This is a genomic window from Streptomyces hundungensis (genome assembly GCF_003627815.1).
GTDB lineage: Bacteria > Actinomycetota > Actinomycetes > Streptomycetales > Streptomycetaceae > Streptomyces > Streptomyces hundungensis_A.
Genome location: NZ_CP032698.1, coordinates 749,821 through 768,212 on the forward strand (window position 1 = coordinate 749,821; position 18,392 = coordinate 768,212).

At 69.3% G+C, this 18,392-nt stretch carries 15 protein-coding genes and 1 pseudogene; 6 read left to right on the forward strand and 10 right to left on the reverse strand.

The features are described 5' to 3' along the window. Positions 1–49: 49 nt before the first annotated feature. From DWB77_RS03415 to DWB77_RS37570, 3 genes are all read left to right on the forward strand, one after another. A complete protein-coding gene (locus DWB77_RS03415; protein WP_120719399.1) occupies positions 50–1,195 on the forward strand; it encodes an IS701 family transposase in 1,146 nt (381 codons plus the stop codon). 199 nt (positions 1,196–1,394) lie between these two features. Further along, the gene (locus DWB77_RS03420; protein WP_120719811.1) at positions 1,395–3,008 is read left to right on the forward strand and encodes an RICIN domain-containing protein; all 1,614 of its coding nucleotides are present in this window, start codon (positions 1,395–1,397) and stop codon (positions 3,006–3,008) included. A gap of 325 nt (positions 3,009–3,333) precedes the next feature. After that, on the forward strand, positions 3,334–3,510 hold the full coding sequence (locus tag DWB77_RS37570) for a DUF6381 family protein (protein ID WP_162952393.1): 177 nt from the start codon (positions 3,334–3,336) through the stop codon (positions 3,508–3,510). Positions 3,511–3,622: 112 nt separating this feature from the next. On the opposite strand, the gene DWB77_RS03425 is transcribed toward DWB77_RS37570, so the two are convergent. The 3 genes from DWB77_RS03425 to DWB77_RS03435 all read right to left on the reverse strand — a co-directional run bounded on the left by DWB77_RS03425 (position 3,623) and on the right by DWB77_RS03435 (position 7,629). Continuing rightward, a complete protein-coding gene (locus DWB77_RS03425) occupies positions 3,623–4,471 on the reverse strand; it encodes an oxygenase MpaB family protein (protein ID WP_120719812.1) in 849 nt (282 codons plus the stop codon). A 119-nt stretch (positions 4,472–4,590) separates the two neighbouring features. Then, positions 4,591–5,064 (reverse strand): DUF1360 domain-containing protein, encoded by a 474-nt coding sequence (locus tag DWB77_RS03430; protein WP_120719813.1) that lies wholly within the window; start codon positions 5,062–5,064, stop codon positions 4,591–4,593. A gap of 297 nt (positions 5,065–5,361) precedes the next feature. Then, the gene (locus tag DWB77_RS03435; RefSeq protein WP_120719814.1) at positions 5,362–7,629 is read right to left on the reverse strand and encodes a catalase; all 2,268 of its coding nucleotides are present in this window, start codon (positions 7,627–7,629) and stop codon (positions 5,362–5,364) included. Between the two features lie 392 nt (positions 7,630–8,021). Between DWB77_RS03435 and DWB77_RS03440 the strand changes: the two genes are divergently transcribed. Next, positions 8,022–8,369: a PadR family transcriptional regulator gene (locus DWB77_RS03440; protein WP_120719815.1), complete on the forward strand. Its 348-nt coding sequence runs from the start codon at positions 8,022–8,024 to the stop codon at positions 8,367–8,369. Then, on the forward strand, positions 8,366–9,127 hold the full coding sequence (locus tag DWB77_RS03445) for a DUF2812 domain-containing protein (protein ID WP_246033389.1): 762 nt from the start codon (positions 8,366–8,368) through the stop codon (positions 9,125–9,127). The genes DWB77_RS03440 and DWB77_RS03445 overlap by 4 nt, the downstream gene beginning before the upstream one ends. Positions 9,128–9,209: 82 nt before the next feature. Here DWB77_RS03445 and DWB77_RS03450 read toward each other — a convergent pair whose 3' ends face one another. Further along, complete coding sequence (locus tag DWB77_RS03450) at positions 9,210–9,626, reverse strand: winged helix-turn-helix transcriptional regulator (protein ID WP_120719816.1); 417 nt, start codon at positions 9,624–9,626, stop codon at positions 9,210–9,212. Positions 9,627–9,729: 103 nt separating this feature from the next. On the opposite strand from DWB77_RS03450, the gene DWB77_RS03455 reads away from it, so the two are divergent. Beyond that, positions 9,730–10,581, forward strand: coding sequence for an alpha/beta fold hydrolase (locus tag DWB77_RS03455; RefSeq protein ID WP_120719817.1), 852 nt, complete (start codon positions 9,730–9,732; stop codon positions 10,579–10,581). Positions 10,582–10,608: 27 nt separating this feature from the next. Here the strand turns inward: DWB77_RS03455 and DWB77_RS03460 are convergent. The 6 genes and pseudogenes from DWB77_RS03460 to DWB77_RS03485 all read right to left on the reverse strand — a co-directional run. Beyond that, positions 10,609–10,855, reverse strand: a pseudogene (locus DWB77_RS03460) (maleylpyruvate isomerase N-terminal domain-containing protein); the annotation flags it as partial. A gap of 153 nt (positions 10,856–11,008) precedes the next feature. Next, positions 11,009–11,545, reverse strand: a complete 537-nt coding sequence (locus DWB77_RS03465) for a hypothetical protein (protein WP_120719818.1) — start codon at positions 11,543–11,545, stop codon at positions 11,009–11,011. A 174-nt stretch (positions 11,546–11,719) separates the two neighbouring features. Next, positions 11,720–12,154 (reverse strand): hypothetical protein, encoded by a 435-nt coding sequence (locus DWB77_RS03470; protein WP_120719819.1) that lies wholly within the window; start codon positions 12,152–12,154, stop codon positions 11,720–11,722. 123 nt (positions 12,155–12,277) lie between these two features. Continuing rightward, entirely contained in the window at positions 12,278–15,412 is a 3,135-nt protein-coding gene (locus tag DWB77_RS03475; RefSeq protein WP_120719820.1) for an AfsR/SARP family transcriptional regulator, read from the reverse strand. Positions 15,413–16,105: 693 nt separating this feature from the next. Next, positions 16,106–17,272, reverse strand: a complete 1,167-nt coding sequence (locus DWB77_RS03480) for a serine hydrolase domain-containing protein (RefSeq protein ID WP_246033390.1) — start codon at positions 17,270–17,272, stop codon at positions 16,106–16,108. Positions 17,273–17,520: 248 nt separating this feature from the next. Further along, positions 17,521–18,327, reverse strand: coding sequence for an alpha/beta fold hydrolase (locus DWB77_RS03485; RefSeq protein ID WP_120727306.1), 807 nt, complete (start codon positions 18,325–18,327; stop codon positions 17,521–17,523). Positions 18,328–18,392 lie beyond the last annotated feature (65 nt).

The window sequence follows — 18,392 nt, forward strand, 5'->3', positions numbered from 1 at the left end:
GGCCGACTCTTAGTACTGCAATCACACTTGTGTGTGGTTGAGTTGGTGTATGGCTGAGCTCGGGGTGGGGTTGGTTGGGCAGTGGGACGGGGTGCTGGCGGGTTTACATGCCAGGTTCGCGTCGCGTTTCGTGAGGTCGGAGCCTCGTGCGCGGGCGCTTGCGTATATGCGAGGCCTGATCGCTCCATTGGAGCGGAAGAACGGCTGGACTCTGGCGGAACGGGCTGGTGACCGGCTGCCGATCGGGATGCAGCGGCTGTTGGGCGAGGCGGACTGGGACGCGGACGCAGTCCGTGACGATGTGCGGGACTACGTTGTGGAGACGATCGGTGACAAGGACGGCGTCCTGATCGGGGACGACACTGGCTTCCTGAAGAAGGGTGTGCGCTCGGCCGGCGTCCAGCGGCAGTATTCCGGAACGGCTGGACGTACGGAAAATTGCCAGGTCGGCACCTTTCTGGCCTACGCCTCGCCGAAAGGCCGGGCTCTGATCGACCGGGAGCTGTATGTGCCCGCCTCGTGGACGGACGACCGTGAGCGGTGCCGGGACGCGGGGATTCCGGACGAGGTGTTGTTCGCGACGAAGACGGAGCACTTCAAGGCCATGCTCCTTCGTGCGGTGGAGGCCGGCGTCCCGTTCGCGTGGGTCACCGCGGACGAGGCCTACGGACAGTCGAAATCCCTCAGGTGCTGGATGGAACAGCGGGCCATCAGCCATGTGATGTGCGTGAAGACCAGCGACACCGTCATCACCCGCGGCATGGGTGAACGCCGTGTCGACGACCTCGTCACCGGTCTCGCGCCGCAGGCGTGGAAGCGCCTGTCCGCCGGGAAGGGATCCCATGGCGAGCGCATGTACCAGTGGGCGCGGATCCCGATCCGGATCTGGTGGGAGAACGGCCACGGCCACTGGGTCCTGGCCCGCCGGAGCCTCAAAGACCCCACGGACCTCGCCTACTACGTCTGCTACGGCCCCGTCGCTACCCGGCTGAAAGACCTGGTCAGGGTGGCCGGCGCCCGCTGGGCAGTCGAAGAATGCTTCCAGACCGCGAAGGGCGAGTGCGGCCTGGACCACTACCAAGTCCGTCTCTACCACGCCTGGTACCGGCACATCACCCTGGCCATGGCCGCCCTCGCGGCCCTCACCGCCGTCCGCGCCTGCGAACTCTCAAAAGGGGAAACAGCGGTGGCCTGATACCGCTGTCCGTAGCGGAGATACGCCGCCTCATCGGCCACCTTCTCCACCCCGCCCACCTCACCATCCACCACCATCTGCACTGGTCACACTGGCGAAGACTCAGCCAGACACGTGCCCGCGACAGCCACTACAAACAACGCGGACACACCCCATAACTGTGATTGCGGTATTAGCGGCGCCGTTACTTGCCTTACTCATGCTCGCCTCCGGCGTTGTCGCCACCGCGACCGCCGCGCAGGCGGCCGACTCCGGTGCCTGGACGTTCAGCAATCCGGACGGCACCCTCAACGCGACCGGCACCGGTGACGGAGCACAGATCTCCGTCACCCCCGACGGCACCAACTACACGAACTGGCGCCTGATTCCCGCGGGCACGGGCGCCTTCCGTGTCGCCAACACCAACACCGGCAAGTGCCTCTACTCCACCCAGCCGCTCACGCAACGGTCCTGCGGCGTGGGCGACACGGAGGACGGCCAGCTCTGGCACTTCCACCCCGTCAATGGCAAACCGGGCACGTTCATGCTGGTGCGCGACGACAACAACTACTGCTTGGACAACCGGGGCGGACTGCACCTGTGGGGCATCCTGGCGCAGCCCAACCCCTGTGACGGATCCTCTACGCAGGCGTGGACGGTGTCCCAGGCAAAGGCGCCCGAGGCGCTGAAGCTGGCGTTGGACTACTACTCGCAGCTGTGCACCAAGGACACCTCGACGTGTTCGTGGACGCAGAAGTCCGAAGGCCCGCTGGAAGTACTGCCGCGCGTGAAGGCGTCCTCGGTCTGGTACAACGACACGTCGGAAAAGGTCGCGCAGGTATTCACCACGATCTACCACAGCGGCTGGTCCCAGAGCCTCTCGGCCGGGGTTTCGGTGTCGGCCGGCATCTCCGTGCCGATCCAGACGATGATCTCCTCCCAGATGTCGTCCACGATCACCTACACCTCGGACGAAGCGCAGGTCAACGGTGTCATCGTGACGGTCCCTCCGAAGAACTACGGCTGGGTCGACTTCGCGGCGGTCGGAAAGAAGGTCACGGGTACCTGGACGTTCGACGCGGGACGCTTCCCGTGGACCGCGGACGCGACCGTGACAGTGCCCGTGGTGGACTCGCCTGCCGGGTCCACGATGTACGTCGCGCACACCGGGACGACGCCTCCGGGCGCGACCCCTCCGAGCGAAGACCCGGTGACGGGTGAGGCGGAGACGCACAAGTACGCCACCACCGCGAGCAAGACGTACACCGATCTGCCCCAGGGGACGCACCTCGCGTCCTACCGCGACGGCAGCGCCGTGCAGATCGTGGACGGCACGGGCCACGCCATCGCCACCATGCAGCCCGGCGAGGTCATCGACGCTCAGGGTAAGAGCCACGCCTACAAGGTGTCGGTGAACGGGAACGCGGTCACGCAAACCCTTCAGGACGCGCCGGGCGCCTCGATCGAGGGCACGGAAACGACGCCGCTCATCACGATGAACGGCCCCGGCGCGTTCGTTCCTCCGTCGTCCAACGCGGCGGCGCCGGCGAAGGTGAAGTCGTCCGGTGGAGCCCTGATGCAGCCGCAGGACCGCGTGGACGACGGATGCGAGAAGTACAACGGGCATCGGTGCTCGGCGGACGAGCTCGCGAAGTACAAGGACCACCTGAAGAAGCTCGACGACTGGGACAAGTGCGTCGCGAAGAACACGCTGGCCACAGCGGCAGGCGGGGCTGCCGGGGGCGTTGTCACCGGCCCGGGCGGCATCCTGGTTGGAGGAGTGCTGGGCATGATCGGCGGCGCGGCCGCGGGGATGATCATTTGTAGCTTCTAGCGCTCCGCCCCAACTTCCCGCGCCCATAAGGGCGTTACGGCTCGATCGGGGAGTTGGCGTGACGTCTGCCTGCTTGGCCACGATGGCCCGGGAGGCAGACGTTGTCGTATGGCCGATCGCTACGAACGGGGAACTCCCCGGGGCGTGCGCTGCGGGCACCAGGTTCAAGCGGTACTCACCTGGCCGCCGTCCGGCCCCCGATGCCGAACCCGCCGCGCGCCTTCGCCTCACCCCGATACTCACACTCCGTGATCGTTCGGGGTGCGCTCCGACGCTGCTCTTGCTTTCCTGAACACACCCCGCTCCTCACGACCCTGGAGGACTCATGAGCAGCCCAAAGGATTTCGGGGTGCGCCGCCTGGAGCAGATGCGCGCTCAAGTCAAAGAACTCGGCCACGCCGCCGACCGGACCCTCGACCCCGAGCTGCGAAGGCGTCTCGAAGCCAAGATCCATCGTCTGCGGGAACAGTGCGAACGGAGCACCCCCACAGAAACGGGGTGACCCGAGGAGTTCCTCGGCCGCTTCCACCCGGACACGATCTGGACGGTCGGCCCAGCCAGGCCGACCTCCAGCACTTGCTCACCAGCAGAGAACCGCTCAGGCCGAGGGCCCGTCAGGTCGGTGGGCGCATTGCCCATCGGATGGCACGGGTCATCCCGTGGCCCCCGAGTCGTACGAAGGTCTCTTCCACCACCGGAACGTGCGGCAGCAGTAGCTCCCGGCGAGCCCAGCGGGGCAGCAGCCCGACCGCGTTTGCGGCGAGCACCCCGTATGCGGGTCGGACCGCCCAGGGCAGCGGTGGGGTCAGCAGCAGGAAGCGGGCCGCCTCACGCGCGGCGGGGGTGGCGCGCAGTTCGGGGCGGCAGGTGTTCAGGCGGCGGCGCAGCGCGGGCAGATCGGCGGGGGTGTCCTCGGCCCCGAGCGCGATGGCGACCCGCGCGGCCTCGCCGACGTACCGGTTGCGTCCCTCCTCGTCCAACGGGTGGGCGCCGAACCGCTGATGGGCAGCGAGGAAGCAGTACGCCTCGGCGGTGTACACCCAGGTCAGGAGGTGTGGGTCGTCGGCACGGTAGGGACGTCCGTCGGAGGCCGTGCCCCGGATCCGGGCATGCACGGCGCGCACCTCGTCGACCGCATCCTGGGCGTCCTCCGCGGCGCCGAAGGTGGTCACGGCGAGGAAGGTGCTGGTGCGCTGGAGGCGGCCCCACGGGTCACCCTTGTAGCCGGAGTGGCCGGCCACGGCGGCCATGGCGAGCGGGTGCAGGGACTGAAGGAGCAGGGCGGCGATGCCGCCTATGAACATGGAGGCGTCGCCGTGCACCGTCCGCACGGGCGAGTCCGGGGCGAACCAGCGCGGGCCCGGCGTGTCATGTATACGGGCTCGGTTGGCGGGGCCGTCCGGTCCCGCCACGCGCGAGAAGAGGGCGGATCCGAGTCGTGTGCGCACCGTATCCACGAGCATGAGGCCAGTATCGCGCGCTGGAGGGGGGCAGCGGGCACGCCCCGGAATACCGGCCCCGGAGACGAGCACCGTGCCGAAGTGCCCACCCCACCCCCTCCCCTCCCCGGCGCGGACACCGCTCAGTGTTCTGAATGCTCGGCCAGCGTCGTGTAGCCGAACTGAAGGGCGTCCGCCACGGCCAGAGCGGTCAGCGCGCCGGTCACCGTGCGCGTGGCCTCCGGCCAGACGGTACGGGCGCCGGTGAACGTCGTCACGATCCATACGCTCAGGCAGAACGGGCAGCTGAGCAGCTCGCCCAGCGTGTGGCGGCCGGGTTCCTCGCACGGGGTTTCGTTGAGCTCGGCGGGGGCGCCGTCGCCGTCCACCTCGGTGAACGGGGCCCGCAGCGGGCGCGTGATCGTGGCCTTGCCGATGAGACGGCTGAGCCGGAACGTGGCCGCCGCGGTGAGGAGAAGGTCCCAGGGGTCGGGTGCGGCAGGCAGAGGCCGTCCGCGCCGTCGATGCAACACGGCCCACCCGGCCGCGTACCCGGTGAAGCCGATCATCGCGCTCAGGTGACCGCCATGGGACCGCATGGCTTGCACTGGCCTCATCGAACTGCCTCGTTCCGCTACTCGGGCGCTCGTACGTCGTGGTTTCTGCGCACCATCGTTGCCAACATCGCTGCCGATCTCACTGCCAGGAGCACCGCCGTATCGCTGCCAAAAGCACTGCCAAGAGCACTGCCCGATGGCACTGCCGCCAAGCCGACTACCCGGACCCGCCGCGGACACGCACCCACCGAGCGCATTCTGTGCCGTCGGCATCCGTGGGGGTGGCGCCGCATTCATGAGGGTGGCCCGCGACCGTGGGGGTGGCGCCGCGCCCTTGCCGGGCGCGGCGCCCAGGGGTCAGGCCCCGGCGGGGAAGCGTTCCCAGACGCGGTGCGCGCCCAGGAGTTGGCTGACCTGTTCGAAGGCGGTGGCCCCGGTGTCGGCAAGGACGACCCCGGGTGCGTCGGCGGGGATGCCCGCGCCGGGCAGGACGGCGTCGGCGCCGGCCCAGACGCCGATGGCCTTGCCGTGGCGGAAGGCTTCGTTCAGGAGCAGCAGAAGCCGGGGGTCGGTGGGTGCGGGGGTGGCGTCCGTTTTCGCGTCCCGTGCGGGGAAGGCGTCCGCACCCACGGCGGGGACGCCGGCCAGGAGGATCGCGTCGAACTCGATCGAGCGCGCTGTGGCGAAGGTCCTTTGGACCGTGACCGCGCCATCGCCGCCCCCGATCTTGCCGCCGGCGGGAGCGATGACCAGGGGGACCATGCCCGCGCCGAGGACCGCCTCGCGTACGGAGGTGACCCCGTCGAGGTCGGCGCCCGCGTCGGCCACGATCCCGATGATCCGGCCGTCGCCGGGCCAGATCTGTCCGAGCTGGGAGAGAGCGGGGCTGGGCTCGGGGTCGGCGAGCCGGCCGGTCGCGGCGGGTGCGGGGAGCCCGAGGCCGGCGGCGACCTGTTCGCACAGGTGCGAGTCGATGTTGGCGAGTACTTGCAGCGCGCGCTCCTTGATCGACTGCTCGTAACACTTGCCGAGTTCGAAGGTGTACGCGGCGATGATGTGCTCCCGCTCCGGCGGGGTCATGCTGAGCCAGAACTGGCGCGGCTGGCTGAAGTGGTCGTCGAACGAAGCCGGTGCCTCGCGGACCTTGCGGCTCGCCGCCACCGGGGCCGGCACCTCGATGAACGCTCCGGTGTCCGCTCCGGCGACAAAGGGGCAGCCCCCGTCGAGGCTGTTGGGGCGGTAGGGGGCGACGCCGCGGTGCACGGCGGTCTGGTGCATGCCGTCGCGGAGCATGTCGTTGACGGGAGCGTGGGTCCGGTTGATCGGGAGCTGGCCGAAGTTGGGGCCGCCGAGCCGGGTGAGCTGGGTGTCGACGTAGGAGAAGAGACGGCCCTGCAACAGTGGGTCGTTGGTGACGTCGATGCCCGGGACGAGATGGCCGACGTGGAAGGCGACCTGTTCCGTCTCGGCGAAGTAGTTCGACGGGTTCGCGTTCAGCGTGAGCAGACCGATCGGCTGAACCGGTGCGATTTCCTCCGGGACGATCTTCGTCGGGTCGAGGAGATCGATGCCCTCGAAGGTCTGCTCGGGGGTGTCGGGGAAGGTCTGGATGCCCAGTTCCCACTGCGGGAAGGCGCCGGCCTCGATGGCGTCGGCGAGGTCGCGCCGGTGGAAGTCGGGGTCGACCCCCGCCGCGATCTGCGCTTCCTCCCAGACCAGGGAGTGCACCCCCAGCTTGGGCTTCCAGTGGAACTTCACCAGTGTGCTGACACCCTCGGCGTTGACGAGACGGAAGGTGTGGACGCCGAAACCCTCCATCGTCCGGTACGAGCGCGGGATGCCGCGGTCGGACATGTTCCACAGCGTGTGGTGGGTGGCCTCGGTGTGCAGGGTGACGAAGTCCCAGAACGTGTCGTGGGCGCTCTGGGCCTGCGGGATCTCACGGTCGGGGTGGGGTTTGGCGGCGTGGACGATGTCCGGGAATTTGATGGCGTCCTGGATGAAGAAGACCGGGATGTTGTTGCCCACCAGGTCGAAGACGCCTTCTTCGGTGTAGAACTTCGTCGCGAAACCTCGCGTGTCGCGCACCGTGTCGGCGGAACCTCGCGAGCCGAGAACGGTGGAGAACCGCACGAAGACCGGGGTCTCGGCGCCCTCGGCGAGGAAGGCCGCCTTGGTGACCTCGGAGGCGTTCCCGTACGCCTGGAAAACGCCGTGGGCAGCCGCGCCTCGGGCGTGGACCACGCGCTCCGGGATCCGCTCGTGATCGAAGTGGGTGATCTTCTCGCGCAGATGGTGGTCCTGGAGCAGCACCGGGCCCCGCGGTCCCGCCTTGAGCGAGTGGTCGGTGTCGTAAAGCCGCGCGCCCTGAGCGGTGGTCAGATACGCACCGCTCTGCGCCATCCGGGCCTGCTCCGCCCCCGTCGGCTGACCGGTGGGGCTCACGGTCTCGGGGCCCTGCTGGTCGGCCTTGGGCGGCAGCGGTTCGGTCGGCGCGGTCGGTTCCTCGACCGTCGGGGAGGCCGGGGCCGGCTTCCCGGGGACGCCGTCCTGCGGGCCGCCTCCGTCGCGGAGCGTGTCCGCGATCTTCTTCGCCGCTGCCTTGATGGGGTTCTGGTCGGTCACTCTGGTCTCCTCGGTGCGTGGAGCGCGAACGGAAGAAAGCCTCTAAAGCCAGACATATCCAACGTTACGGATTCACAAAGCTGGGTGCCCCGCACTCCGGGCCTCACACCCCCTACGGCGAGATGGAGACACCGGTCGGCCGAGACTCTCTGTCCGCCCGAGCACACTGCGGAAGGCGGTCCATCACCCCGCATCCAGTACCGGGTGAGCCGACCACAGTCGTCCGGATCAGCCCTCAAAGAGAGCGGGCGCAGGCCGTCAAAGAGAGCGGGCCTCCTCCGCCAACAGGGGCGATCGACAGCTCAATCGGTGAGCCCGCGCTGCCGCAGCCACACTGAGACGACATCACCACCTAGGTTGCATTCCTATCTAGCTGGTGATGGAATACGGGCATGGCCGCAGACCGCAGATCAAGCTGGCTCAAGGGCGTCCTCGACCTCCTCGTCCTGTCCTGTCTCACCGGAGGCGAAAGCTATGGATACGAGATCTCCAAGGCGCTCACCGCCGCAGGGCTGGGCGAGATCAAGGGCGGGACGCTCTACCCCGTGCTCAACCGCCTGGAGGAGGCCGGCCTGGCGGTCGGCGAGTTCCGGGCCGCCGAACGCGGACCGGGGCGCCGCTACTACCGGCTGACCGACGAGGGTCGCCGAGCACTGGCCGAACAGGGCGCTTCCTGGCGGGAGTTCCACGCCGCCGTCACCACCATGCTCACCAGCACACTTCCAGGGGGAACAGCGTGAACACCACATACTTCGCCGAGTTGAGCCAACAACTCACGGCCCGCGGGATGCCGGACCAAGAGGTCGCCGCGACCGTCGCCGACCTCTCCGGCTATCTCGCGGAGTCCGGATCACCCGACGCCCGCGAGGAGTTCGGGGCGCCGGACGCATTCGCGGACCGACTCACCCGCAGCGACCGGGGCGAACGGCCCGGCGCCGCGGACGAGACGTGGAAGTGGACCAGCGACATCTACACCGACCGACTGCTCCTCAACCAGTACGGCGCCGAGGGGTGGGAGGTCGAGGGGATCGACTTCGCCGGACGCTTCGTATGCCGCCGCAGTCCCGGGGCCGCGATGCGCTGGGAGTACCGGCGCGAGAGCACGCAGGGCCTGAAGGACCGCGAGGAGCTGACCGCCGAACTCGCCCCGGACGGCTGGGAGTTGTGTGGCCGGTGGCTCTACATGGCGTACTTCAAGCGGCCACTCGCGGCGAGCGACGGACCGGCCGCCACACTGACCACCACACCCGCCCCGCCGGCGCGGCACGTGTTCTTCAGCGCCAAGTACCGTGGCCTGATTGCCGTGTTCGCGGTGTCCGTGATCCTGCTCGTGCTCGGCATCGGCTTCGACGTGATCGACCTGGACCGTCCCGTTGTCTACTGCGCGATCCTGGCCGCGGCGGCCATGGGCGGGCTGGCGGGCTGGTACGGGGTGAAACGAGACATCACCCGCGGCGCCCAGAGCCCGCACCGCCCGAAGGCGATCACCGAACCATAGGAACTCCCGGTGCTGAGCTCGGTCTTGTGGTGTCGAGTGCCGGCTTCTCTCCTCGCGCCCTCAACACCCTGTCTGCCACGCCCTATTGGGCGGGCGACTCCTCGGCGAGCCGGTTGTTGCGGTCGATCTCCGGCATGTGTGTCTCGGCCCAGTCCCGCAGGATGGAGAGCGGTCCTTCGAGGGACAGGCCGAGCTCGGTGAGGCGGTAGTGGACCGCGGGCGGCACGGTGGGTTCCACGCGACGCGCGACCAGGCCGTCGCGGGCCATGCTCTGCAAGGTGACGGACAGCATCTTCTGCGAGATGCCGGGGACACGCCGCCGCACCTCCGCGAAACGGAGCTCGTCCGGAGCCGCTTCGGCCAGCACCTTGACCACCATCGACGTCCACTTGGTGCCAATGCGGTCGAGCAGCTGACGGGTCGGGCAGCCCGGATCCAGCAGATCACCGCGCTCACCGGGCGGTCGCTCGTCACGTCCGCTGGGCCTTGCCGTGGTCACCCGGAGCTCACCACCTGATGCGAAAGTGCCGTCTTGGGCGGATCAGGCTAGTTCCCTAGCGTGAGCTTGTCACCATGGTTCACCACTCAACGGGGGTCCCCCCATGCCCGAGCTGCGACGCGTCCGCGTCAACGGCGTCGAACTGAACGTCGCCCTCGCCGGATCAGGCCCCGCCGTCCTGTTGCTGCACGGCTTCCCGCACACCTGGGAGCTGTGGACGGATGTCATGACCGAGCTGTCCGACGGCTACCGCGTCATCGCACCGGATCTGCGCGGGTTCGGCGCGAGCAGCCGAGCCGCCTCCGGGTACGACGCGGGCACCCTGGCCACGGACGCCGAGGCGCTTCTCACCGCGCTGGGCGCCTCCTCGGCCGCGGTGGTGGGCATCGACGCGGGCACCGCACCCGCCGTCCTCCTTGCCCTGCGCCGCCCCGATCTCGTGCGGCGCCTGGTCGTCATGGAGGCCCTGCTGGGCAGCCTGCCCGGTGCCGAGGACGTTCTCAGCGCCGGGCAGCCGTGGTGGTTCGGCTTCCACTCCGCCGCGCCCGACCTGGCCGAGACCGTACTGGAGGGACACGAGGCCGCTTACGTCGACTGGTTCCTGCGCACCGGCACGCTCGGCGACGGCGTGCGTCCCGCCGTCCGGGACGCCTTCATCCGTGCCTACACCGGCCGGCAGGCGCTGAGTTGCGCGTTCTCGTACTACCGGGCCCTGCCCGAGAGCGCGGTACAGCTCGAGCGGGCCGTCACCACAGCGCGCCTGACGGTGCCGACGATGGCGCTGGGCGCCCGGCCGGTCGGTGCCGCACTGGAACGCCAACTCCGCCCGGTCACCGACGATCTCATCGGCCACGTCATAGAAGACTGCGGCCACATCATCCCGCTGCACCGACCGCGCGCGCTGCTCGCCCTGCTGCGCCCCTTCCTGGCCGCGGAGGACGCCGGAGCGGTCTGAGAGGGGCGAGGGTCCAGCGTGGCGTGGCGGCCGCGGGGCACCCGTGGTGATCTGGGCGTCGTACGTGTGCACCGCCATCTGCTGGAGCTGGTGCCAAGCTACGGGCGCCGGAGGTGTGTGGCGACTGCGACGTGTCCCACCACGTCCAGCAACCACGATCCGGGCCTGCCTTCCGCAACGCGTCCACCAGTTGCTCGGTGGATTCCGCCAGCCACGCCAGCAGTGCCTCGCGCTCCCAAGGGGCGGGCGGGGCGCCCTCCGCTGCGGACTTGGCCGCGTTCGTCGATCAGTCGCAGCAGAACGGGAACTCGGGTGTCGTGGTCACGCGGCATCCCCATCACCGCGTACCGACAATCGAACAGCGATTTTCACCGCCACCGTCGCGGGCGGCGCCCTCACGGTCGCCGGCGGCGAAGAGGAGCCGTCGCTAATCGCCGGTCGCTTGGGAGAGGGCTTCGGCGATCAGGCGGGTGGCGAAGTCGCGGTCGTCGGTGACCCGGTTGATGTGTTCCGCGAGCAGGAGGGCGGTGGCTTCGAGAGGAGTCATCTCCTCCGCCGTCCAGTACCCGTACTGCTGACGCCACAGACGGGGGCTCAGACCGGTGCCGGCGGCGACGAGCAGACCTGCCATGGTGGGGATGGCCTCGGGGCGGATGCTCCTGGGCATCATGCGCATGGTGGCTACGACGCTCGGCACCACGTACTCGATGACGTCCTTGCCCTGGGCCTCGTGGGCCTCCCGCAGCCACTTCATGAACATGAAGATGAGCGTGCAGGTGCCGTCCAGCAGGTCATCGACTCCCTTGGGACCCAGCGACGCGGTGAACTGGTCGGTGAGCTTGCGCTGTTCGGGGTCGCTCTCGGTCTTGCCGTCGTGGATGCCTCTGAGTTGAGAGTCGATCACCATGAGCGCTGCGCCCACATCGCCGGCGGGAGCGTTCTTCGGGTCGCAGGACGATGACACAGAAACCCTCCTCAGTGACCGCGGTGAGTAACGCGGCGTGTCAGCACAGTAGTCCGCCGACCAGGCCGACGTCTGGCGAATCCCACTCCACTCGCGGTACCCCTGGCGCTGTGTTCGAGGAGTTGAGGGGCGAACGTGCCGGGAGGGGAACGAGGCGGGCGGCTGGGTGAGCGCCTACTTGCCCTGGCGCACCTTGACTCCGCCGACGAGCGAGTACGCCCGCACCTTGACCACAGCGCCCCCCGGCTCACCCACCAGGTCCCGGCGGCGTCCGCCGAACCCGAACAGGGAGAACCCGCTCACCTCCACCGTCGTACCGACCGGGACCGTCACGTCGACCCCGCCGAACACCGAGAAGGCGCGGACCTCGGCAGAGGCATCCTCTGGGTAGGCAAGCTCCGCGCCACCGACCAGAGACGCCTTCACGAGGTGCGTAGGACCGGCCGGGAGCCTCGCCTCCGTGTGGTCGAGCGCGGCCCCACCGATCGCCGAGACGTGCACCGTACGCTCGTGGGCTTCGAAGGCGCCACGGTGGTTGAGGCCTCCGACCAGGGACAGGCTCCACTCGGTGCGGCGGGCCGGGGACGTGGTGTTCTTCGTGATCTCCATGCCTCAAAACTACGGCCGCACTCTGGCACGCCATCAGTGCCCAGGAGCACCTCCTCCGCATGACAAACGTCATCGACCGGCGGTGACGTCGAAGCCGCCTCTGCCCTCATTGAATCGCCCCCCTCACGGCGACGACGGCCGCGCCGGAGGAGCAGCCGTGTCGTTCATCTCGCCGATCGTCTGCCACAGGCGCGCCGCACGCTCCCGGTGTTGGCGAGCCAGGTCATGGATTCCGGCGGCGGCTTCCAGGTCCCCGATCAGTTGCCAGCAGGTGGCTTCGTCCTGGCGGTCGCCGTGTCGGTGGAACAGGGCCGCCGCACGCTCCAACGCGGGGGTCGCACGGTTCCGGTCGTCCTGCCCGGCGTATACGCGTCCGACTTCCAGCAGCGTGTACCCGGCGCACCGTTCATCGGCGAGCTTCTCGAACGTGGCGAGCGCCTGTCTCAGGCAGTGCAGCGCCTCGTCCGGATCCGCCCGCCGGTCGTGCAGTCTGCTGAACCGCCGTAGCACGACGGCCACGCGGTGCTCGTCGTCCAGGTCCCGGGCCAGGCGCAGGGCTCCGGTGAACCAGGACTCCGCCTCGTCGAGTTCGCCCTGCATGAGTCGCATCACGCCCATGGAGCAGGAGAGTTGTGCCTCGATGTGACGGTCGCCCTCACCGACCGCGATGGCCAGCGCCTCCTCGACGCGATCGAGTGCTTCGGCGTCACGACCCTGCACCCGGCTGACCGTACTGAGCGTCGCCAACGACAGTGCCTCGCCGCGTTTGTCCCCGGTGTCCCGGCACAGCTCGATGGAGGCTTCGAGGGCACGGGTGGCACGGTCGTACTCGTCCTGGTAGATGTGCAGTTGGCCGAGGCCGCGCAGCAGCACCGACGCTCCCGTCGCGTTGCCGGCGGCCTCGGCCGCGTCCAACGCGAGCCGGTGGCCGTGTTGCCAGTCCTGATACAGACACCGGTGGTCGTAGTAGGTCGCCGTACCGGCCGCCAGCTCCCAGGCCAACTCGTCCAGGCCCCAGTCCACGGCCAGTTTCACCGTACCGAGCAGGTTGTCGCGCTCCACGTCGAACCAGCCGAACGCGTCGGCCATGAGCCGCTCCACGACGGTGTCGGGCAGCGACCGGCGGGGCGCCGTGCCACGCGGGGCGGCCAGCAGTCCGCCCGGCAGCCGGTCGGTGCCACGCCTGACCAGATCGAGCCAGACGGACAGCACACGGACGATCGCGTCCCGCTTGTCCGCCGTCGCGAGCGGCGCCGCGATTTCCACGGCGCAGGTCCTGATCAGGTCGTGCAGCCGGTACCGGGGCTCGCCCAGGGCATCGGTGGCGACCAGCCGCACCAGGCTGGCGTCGACGAGAATGTCGAGCACCTCCTCTCCGTCCGGGCGGTCGAGGAGCGGACCGACCACCCAGCCGGGCAGCGTGTAGGCGCCGAGCAGGCCGAGCAGGCTCAGCGCGCGCACCGCGTCGGCGGGCAGCAAGCGCAGGCTCAGCTCGACGCTGGCGCGCACGCTGAGGTCTCCGATCCTCAGCTCTGCCAGCCGTCGGGACTCGTCCTCGATCCGTTCCCGCAGCACCCGCAGTGACCAGGCCGGGCGACCCGTGAGTTTGCCGCTGGCGATCCGGATCGCCAGCGGCAGGTTGCCGCAGCAGTCGAGGATCGCGTCGGCTTCGCCCGGTTCCCGCTCGACCCGGTCGCGCCCGACGATTCCCGTGAACAACTCGCGCGCCTCCGCCCGCCTGAGCACGTCGAGGTCGATGTGCCGAGCGCCGGGGAGTTGGGTCAGCAGGGCGCGGCTGGTGATCAACACGGCACAGCCGTCGGCTCCGGGCAGCAGCGGCACCACCTGATCGGCGTGACCGGCATCGTCCAGTACCACCAGCATGCGACGGTCCACCAGGAGGGACCGGTAGAGCGCGGCCCGCTCGACGAGGCTGTTCGGGATCGCGCTGCCGGCGATCGAGAGCGCGCGCAGGGCTTCGGCCAGCATCAGTCCGGGGTCCCGCGGTTCGTCCGACGTCGCCGCGAGGTTGAGGTAGAGCTGCCCGTCTGGGAAGCCGCCACGCGCCAGCCGGGCGGCGTGCGTCACCAGACAGGACTTGCCGACGCCGGGCCCGCCCACGACGACGGCCACCGGCGCCCGCTTCGGCGCGGACTCGTCGAGCAGCCCCGCGATCTCGTCCAGCGCGTCGGCCCGGCCCACGAAGTCCGGTACGTCGAGGGGTAGTTGACGCACCGGCAGCACCATGACGGGGCCGGTCATCGTGTCCTGGTGCTGGGGTGCTGATGTGTGGGAGGGGTGGCGATCCGAGTCCGCGGGCCGCTCTGTTGCCGGGCCGTGAGCCGAGCCCGGAGTCGGGGCCGGGGTGGGGTCCGGAGCCCGGTCCGCTCTCGGGCCGGGAGTCCGGTCGGCCGTCGGGGCCGCAACCCCGTCAGCTGTTGCATCTGGCATCCGGTCTGGAGCCGGCAACGGCTCTGGGGCCCGGTCCGGAGCTGGAGCCGGAGCCGGATCCGGAGGCGTCAATGCGGGGTCCCCGGTCAGAATGCGCCGGTGTAGCGCCTGAAGCGAGGGAGTGGGGTCGACACCGAGCTCGTCGGCCAGTGTCCGGCGCAGCCGTTCGTACACCTGTAACGCCTCGCCCTGCCGTCGACACCGGTAGAGAGCGACTATCAGGTGCTGGGCGACATCCTCGTCGTAGGGGTGCTCCCGGAGCAGGTCGGCCAGTTCGTCGATGACCTCCCGGTGACGCCCCAGGTCGAGTTCGATGGCCAGGCACTGTTTGTGCGTGGCCGCGCGTCTCTCGTTCAAGCGCGCCGCATCGATCTCAAGGACCCGGCTGGAGATGTCCATCAGGGCGCTGCCCCGCCAGCACGCCAGCGCCCGCCGCAGCGCGACCGCCGCCTCGCGCGGGGCCACTTGCTGCCCGGCGAGGTGCCGCTCGTGGTCGAACTCCAGCAGGTCGAGCTGGTCTCGGGCCACATGGATCGCATAGCCGCCGCGGTGCGTACTGATCAAGGAGCGGGGCGCTCCGCAGGCGGTGAGGTTGCGGCGCAACCCGGAAACGGCGTCCTGGACCTGGCGGACCGCGGTGGCGGGCGCGTCGGCGTCCCACATCACGGCGACGAGCCGTTCCAAGGAGACCGTGCTGTTGGCGTCGATCAGAAGCGCGGCCAACACCTTGGCCTGCCGCGGTCCGTTCAGCTGGACCGCACGTTCGGCGATCTGGGCATGTAACGGCCCCAGTAAGCCGAATTTCATGTTCCCCCCGGCACGTTAAGATTGGCGCCCATGCCCCGGCTGACCTGGCACGCGGACGAATCTAGGACGGCTTACGGATGCGTGTCCATAGCGTCTGTGCGGCGCGGCTCGGCAAGGGCGGGCCCCAGGACTCCGCACGGAATGCTCCCGTCCGGCGAACTCCGGCGCGCGTTCCCGAGCCTCCGCCGTACGGTCCGCGCGCCCCGCCGCACGGCTTCCTACGCACTGCCGCACGACTTCCGATCGGCAAAGCGGCAGCAGGAGCACTGATCAACCGTGCCCTCGTAGCTGCAAGACCTTCGACGCACGGGTACGCGCGACGTACTGCGCCACGGCCGGCCTCGCCACGCGTTGCCGCAAGGCTTCGAGGGGCCACACCCCACAGCTGTCATGAATGCGGGTTCGTACGACGCCTCCGACAGGACCGGAACCTACCAATTCGTGGCAAACAATTGGGACTGCCGTTACCAGCGCTGCCGACCGGTGAAATGCCGCGCCGGCCGGGACCGCATGGCCGACGTGGACCGGTTTCTCTGGGCTCCGGGTTGTGCTTGCCTGGATGACGCGGCGCGATCGCGCCCTGTCCCGTGGTTGAGAAGTGGACGGATCACGCCCAGCACGTCGACGACCGCGTACGGGCGCTGCTGGTCGGTCCACGCTCGTCGACTTGGCACCTTCGTCAATGGCACCGCCTCAGTCGCACAGGGCTGCTCGCTGCGCCTTCCCCAGTCCTTCGCTCTGCGGGATGGGCCGCTCGCCCTTCAACTCCGCACCGAGGTCGTAGACATTGGCGGCGAGGACCAGCTGTCGCTTCCCGTCGGCGGTGGTGAGGGAGACGCTGGTGAAGCCTGGTCCGGCGCCGTCGGTCTCCCAGGTGCTGATCCGCGCACTGTCCGGCTCCGAGCCGCACGGCACGTCCATGCGCTGCACGCCGAGTCCGTACGCCGGTTTCTTGGGGAACCGCACCGTCGTCAGGAGTTCACGCTGCTGGGCGGGGTGCAGCAGCTTTCCGGTGAACAGGGCGCGGTGGAAACGAGCCAGGTCGTCGACGGTGGAGAGCATGGCGCCGGCGGTCCAGTCGTACGACGGGCTGAACCGGGTCACATCCTGTCCCGCGAGGTCGTAACCGTGCAGATGGGGGCCGTGAAGGGCGGGGTCGGTCACCGGGAAGGAGGTGTCCTTCAGGCCGAGCGGGGTGAGGATCCGGCGCCGGATTTCGGAGGGCGCACTGTGATCTGTGACTGCCTCGATGACCAGACCGGCGAGGAGATAGTTGGTGTTGGAGTACGACCACCCAGTGCCGGGCGCGAAGAGTGGCTCGTGCCGGACGGCGCGGGCGATCACCTCCCGAGGGGTGTAAACGTAGTCCCAGTCCTTGCGCTCGAGATAGGGGGCGAAGAACTCCCGCTCCTCGGTCGGGTCGTATATGCCCGAGGTGTGGTTGAGCAGTTGCCGGACGGTGATGGCTTTCCCGGAGTTTCCGTTTCCCTGGACCACGCCGGGCAGCCACTTCTCCACGCTGTCGTCCAGCGAGAGCCGTCCTTCGCCCTCCAGCTGCAACAGCACCGTCGACACAAAGGACTTGGTGTTGCTGGCGATCCGGAACCGCTGGTCCGGCCGTGCTCGCTCGCCGCTCGCCGTGTCCGCGAGCCCGGCCGCGGTCCGCGACTCCCGCTCTCCGCGCCTGGCGTACGCCACGACACCGGGGAATCCGTCCGCGACCGTCTGCTCTACGGCCTCCTTGAGGCCGACGGGTGGCGGAGCCGACGACTGGTCCGCGGCGCCCGCCGGGAAGATCCCCGAGACGGCCACCGCGCAAAGTCCCACCAACAGCGTCGCCGCCCGCGCACGTACCCTCACCAATTGCCCCTGTTTCTCTTGCCGTTGTCGTCCACGTCACCCACCCCGCCCACGTCGTGCGTGTCGTACACCTCGTTCACGTCGAGCGTGCCGTGTGGGCGTTCTTGCCCCAGCGTGCCCGGCCGCCCCACTGGTCGCCCATCCTGCTGACGCCCGGGTCGATGCGGGGGTTCTCCCCACCCCGTACGGCCACCACTGCCGCAAGGCCCGGCTCTCCAGTTGGTCGTAGCCGTCCGCCGTCCTCGCTCTCAGGTGCCGTCGAGGAACGCGGCGAATTCACCGAGAGCCTTCGCAACGGCGCCCGGCGCCTCCACCGGAAGGAGGTGGCCGACTTCGGGGACGGTGGTGAGGGTCGCACCCGGGATGTGTGGCAGGAGGTGTTGACGCAGGACGCTCGGCGGTTCCACCATGTCGTTCTCTGCGGCCAGCACGGTCACTGGAGCCGCGATGCCGCGCACGGTACGTGTGATGTCCTGTGCGATTCCGCGCAGTGGCCACTCCTGGCGAGCCGCGCATCCGGCAGCGAGGCTGTCGCGCTCGGCCCTGGCGCGCACCGTTTCGGACAGCGGTGTGGCGGTCAGGACGTGGTCGAGCGCGTGCCGCACCGTCTCGGGTGAGTCGTATGCGTGGGACAGGCCGTGGCGGTACTCCTCGGTCACGGTGGCGGGTGGCTCGGGCGGGGCGGGCGCGACCAGGAACACGCCGGAGAGGCCGGCCGGCCTGCGGCCCGCGACGAGCTGACTCACCTTCCCGCCCATGGAGTGACCGACCAGGACGAACGGTCCCGGCACACACGCGTCGACGACGCGGGTCAGGTCATCGGCGAGTTGCTCGAGGTGATACGGACCGGGCAGCGCCCGCGAGCCGCCCCAGCCGCGTTGGTCGAACCGGACTGTCCGCTGCTCGGACGGCAGATGGGCCAGCACACCATTCCAGGTGTCGGCGGAGCCTCCCCAATAGTGGACGAAGACCAGCGCCGTTCCGCTCCGGCCGCCGATCCGTACGTCCACGCTCCCGCCCGACACGGGAACCCGCCTTGTCGTTTCCACCCTCAGCACACCTTTCACTCCGCCGCGGAAGACGGTCGTATCCCGTGCTCGCAGCGATGAACGAGTCACCT

Coding starts and splice junctions, on each gene's coding strand:
- DWB77_RS03415 (WP_120719399.1), top strand. CDS start 50: ATGGCTGAGCTCGGGGTGGGGTTGGTTGGGCAGTGGGACGGGGTGCTG.
- DWB77_RS03420 (WP_120719811.1), top strand. CDS start 1,395: ATGCTCGCCTCCGGCGTTGTCGCCACCGCGACCGCCGCGCAGGCGGCC.
- DWB77_RS37570 (WP_162952393.1), top strand. CDS start 3,334: ATGAGCAGCCCAAAGGATTTCGGGGTGCGCCGCCTGGAGCAGATGCGC.
- DWB77_RS03425 (WP_120719812.1), bottom strand. CDS start 4,471: ATGCTCGTGGATACGGTGCGCACACGACTCGGATCCGCCCTCTTCTCG.
- DWB77_RS03430 (WP_120719813.1), bottom strand. CDS start 5,064: ATGAGGCCAGTGCAAGCCATGCGGTCCCATGGCGGTCACCTGAGCGCG.
- DWB77_RS03440 (WP_120719815.1), top strand. CDS start 8,022: ATGGCCGCAGACCGCAGATCAAGCTGGCTCAAGGGCGTCCTCGACCTC.
- DWB77_RS03455 (WP_120719817.1), top strand. CDS start 9,730: ATGCCCGAGCTGCGACGCGTCCGCGTCAACGGCGTCGAACTGAACGTC.
- DWB77_RS03470 (WP_120719819.1), bottom strand. CDS start 12,154: ATGGAGATCACGAAGAACACCACGTCCCCGGCCCGCCGCACCGAGTGG.
- DWB77_RS03475 (WP_120719820.1), bottom strand. CDS start 15,412: ATGAAATTCGGCTTACTGGGGCCGTTACATGCCCAGATCGCCGAACGT.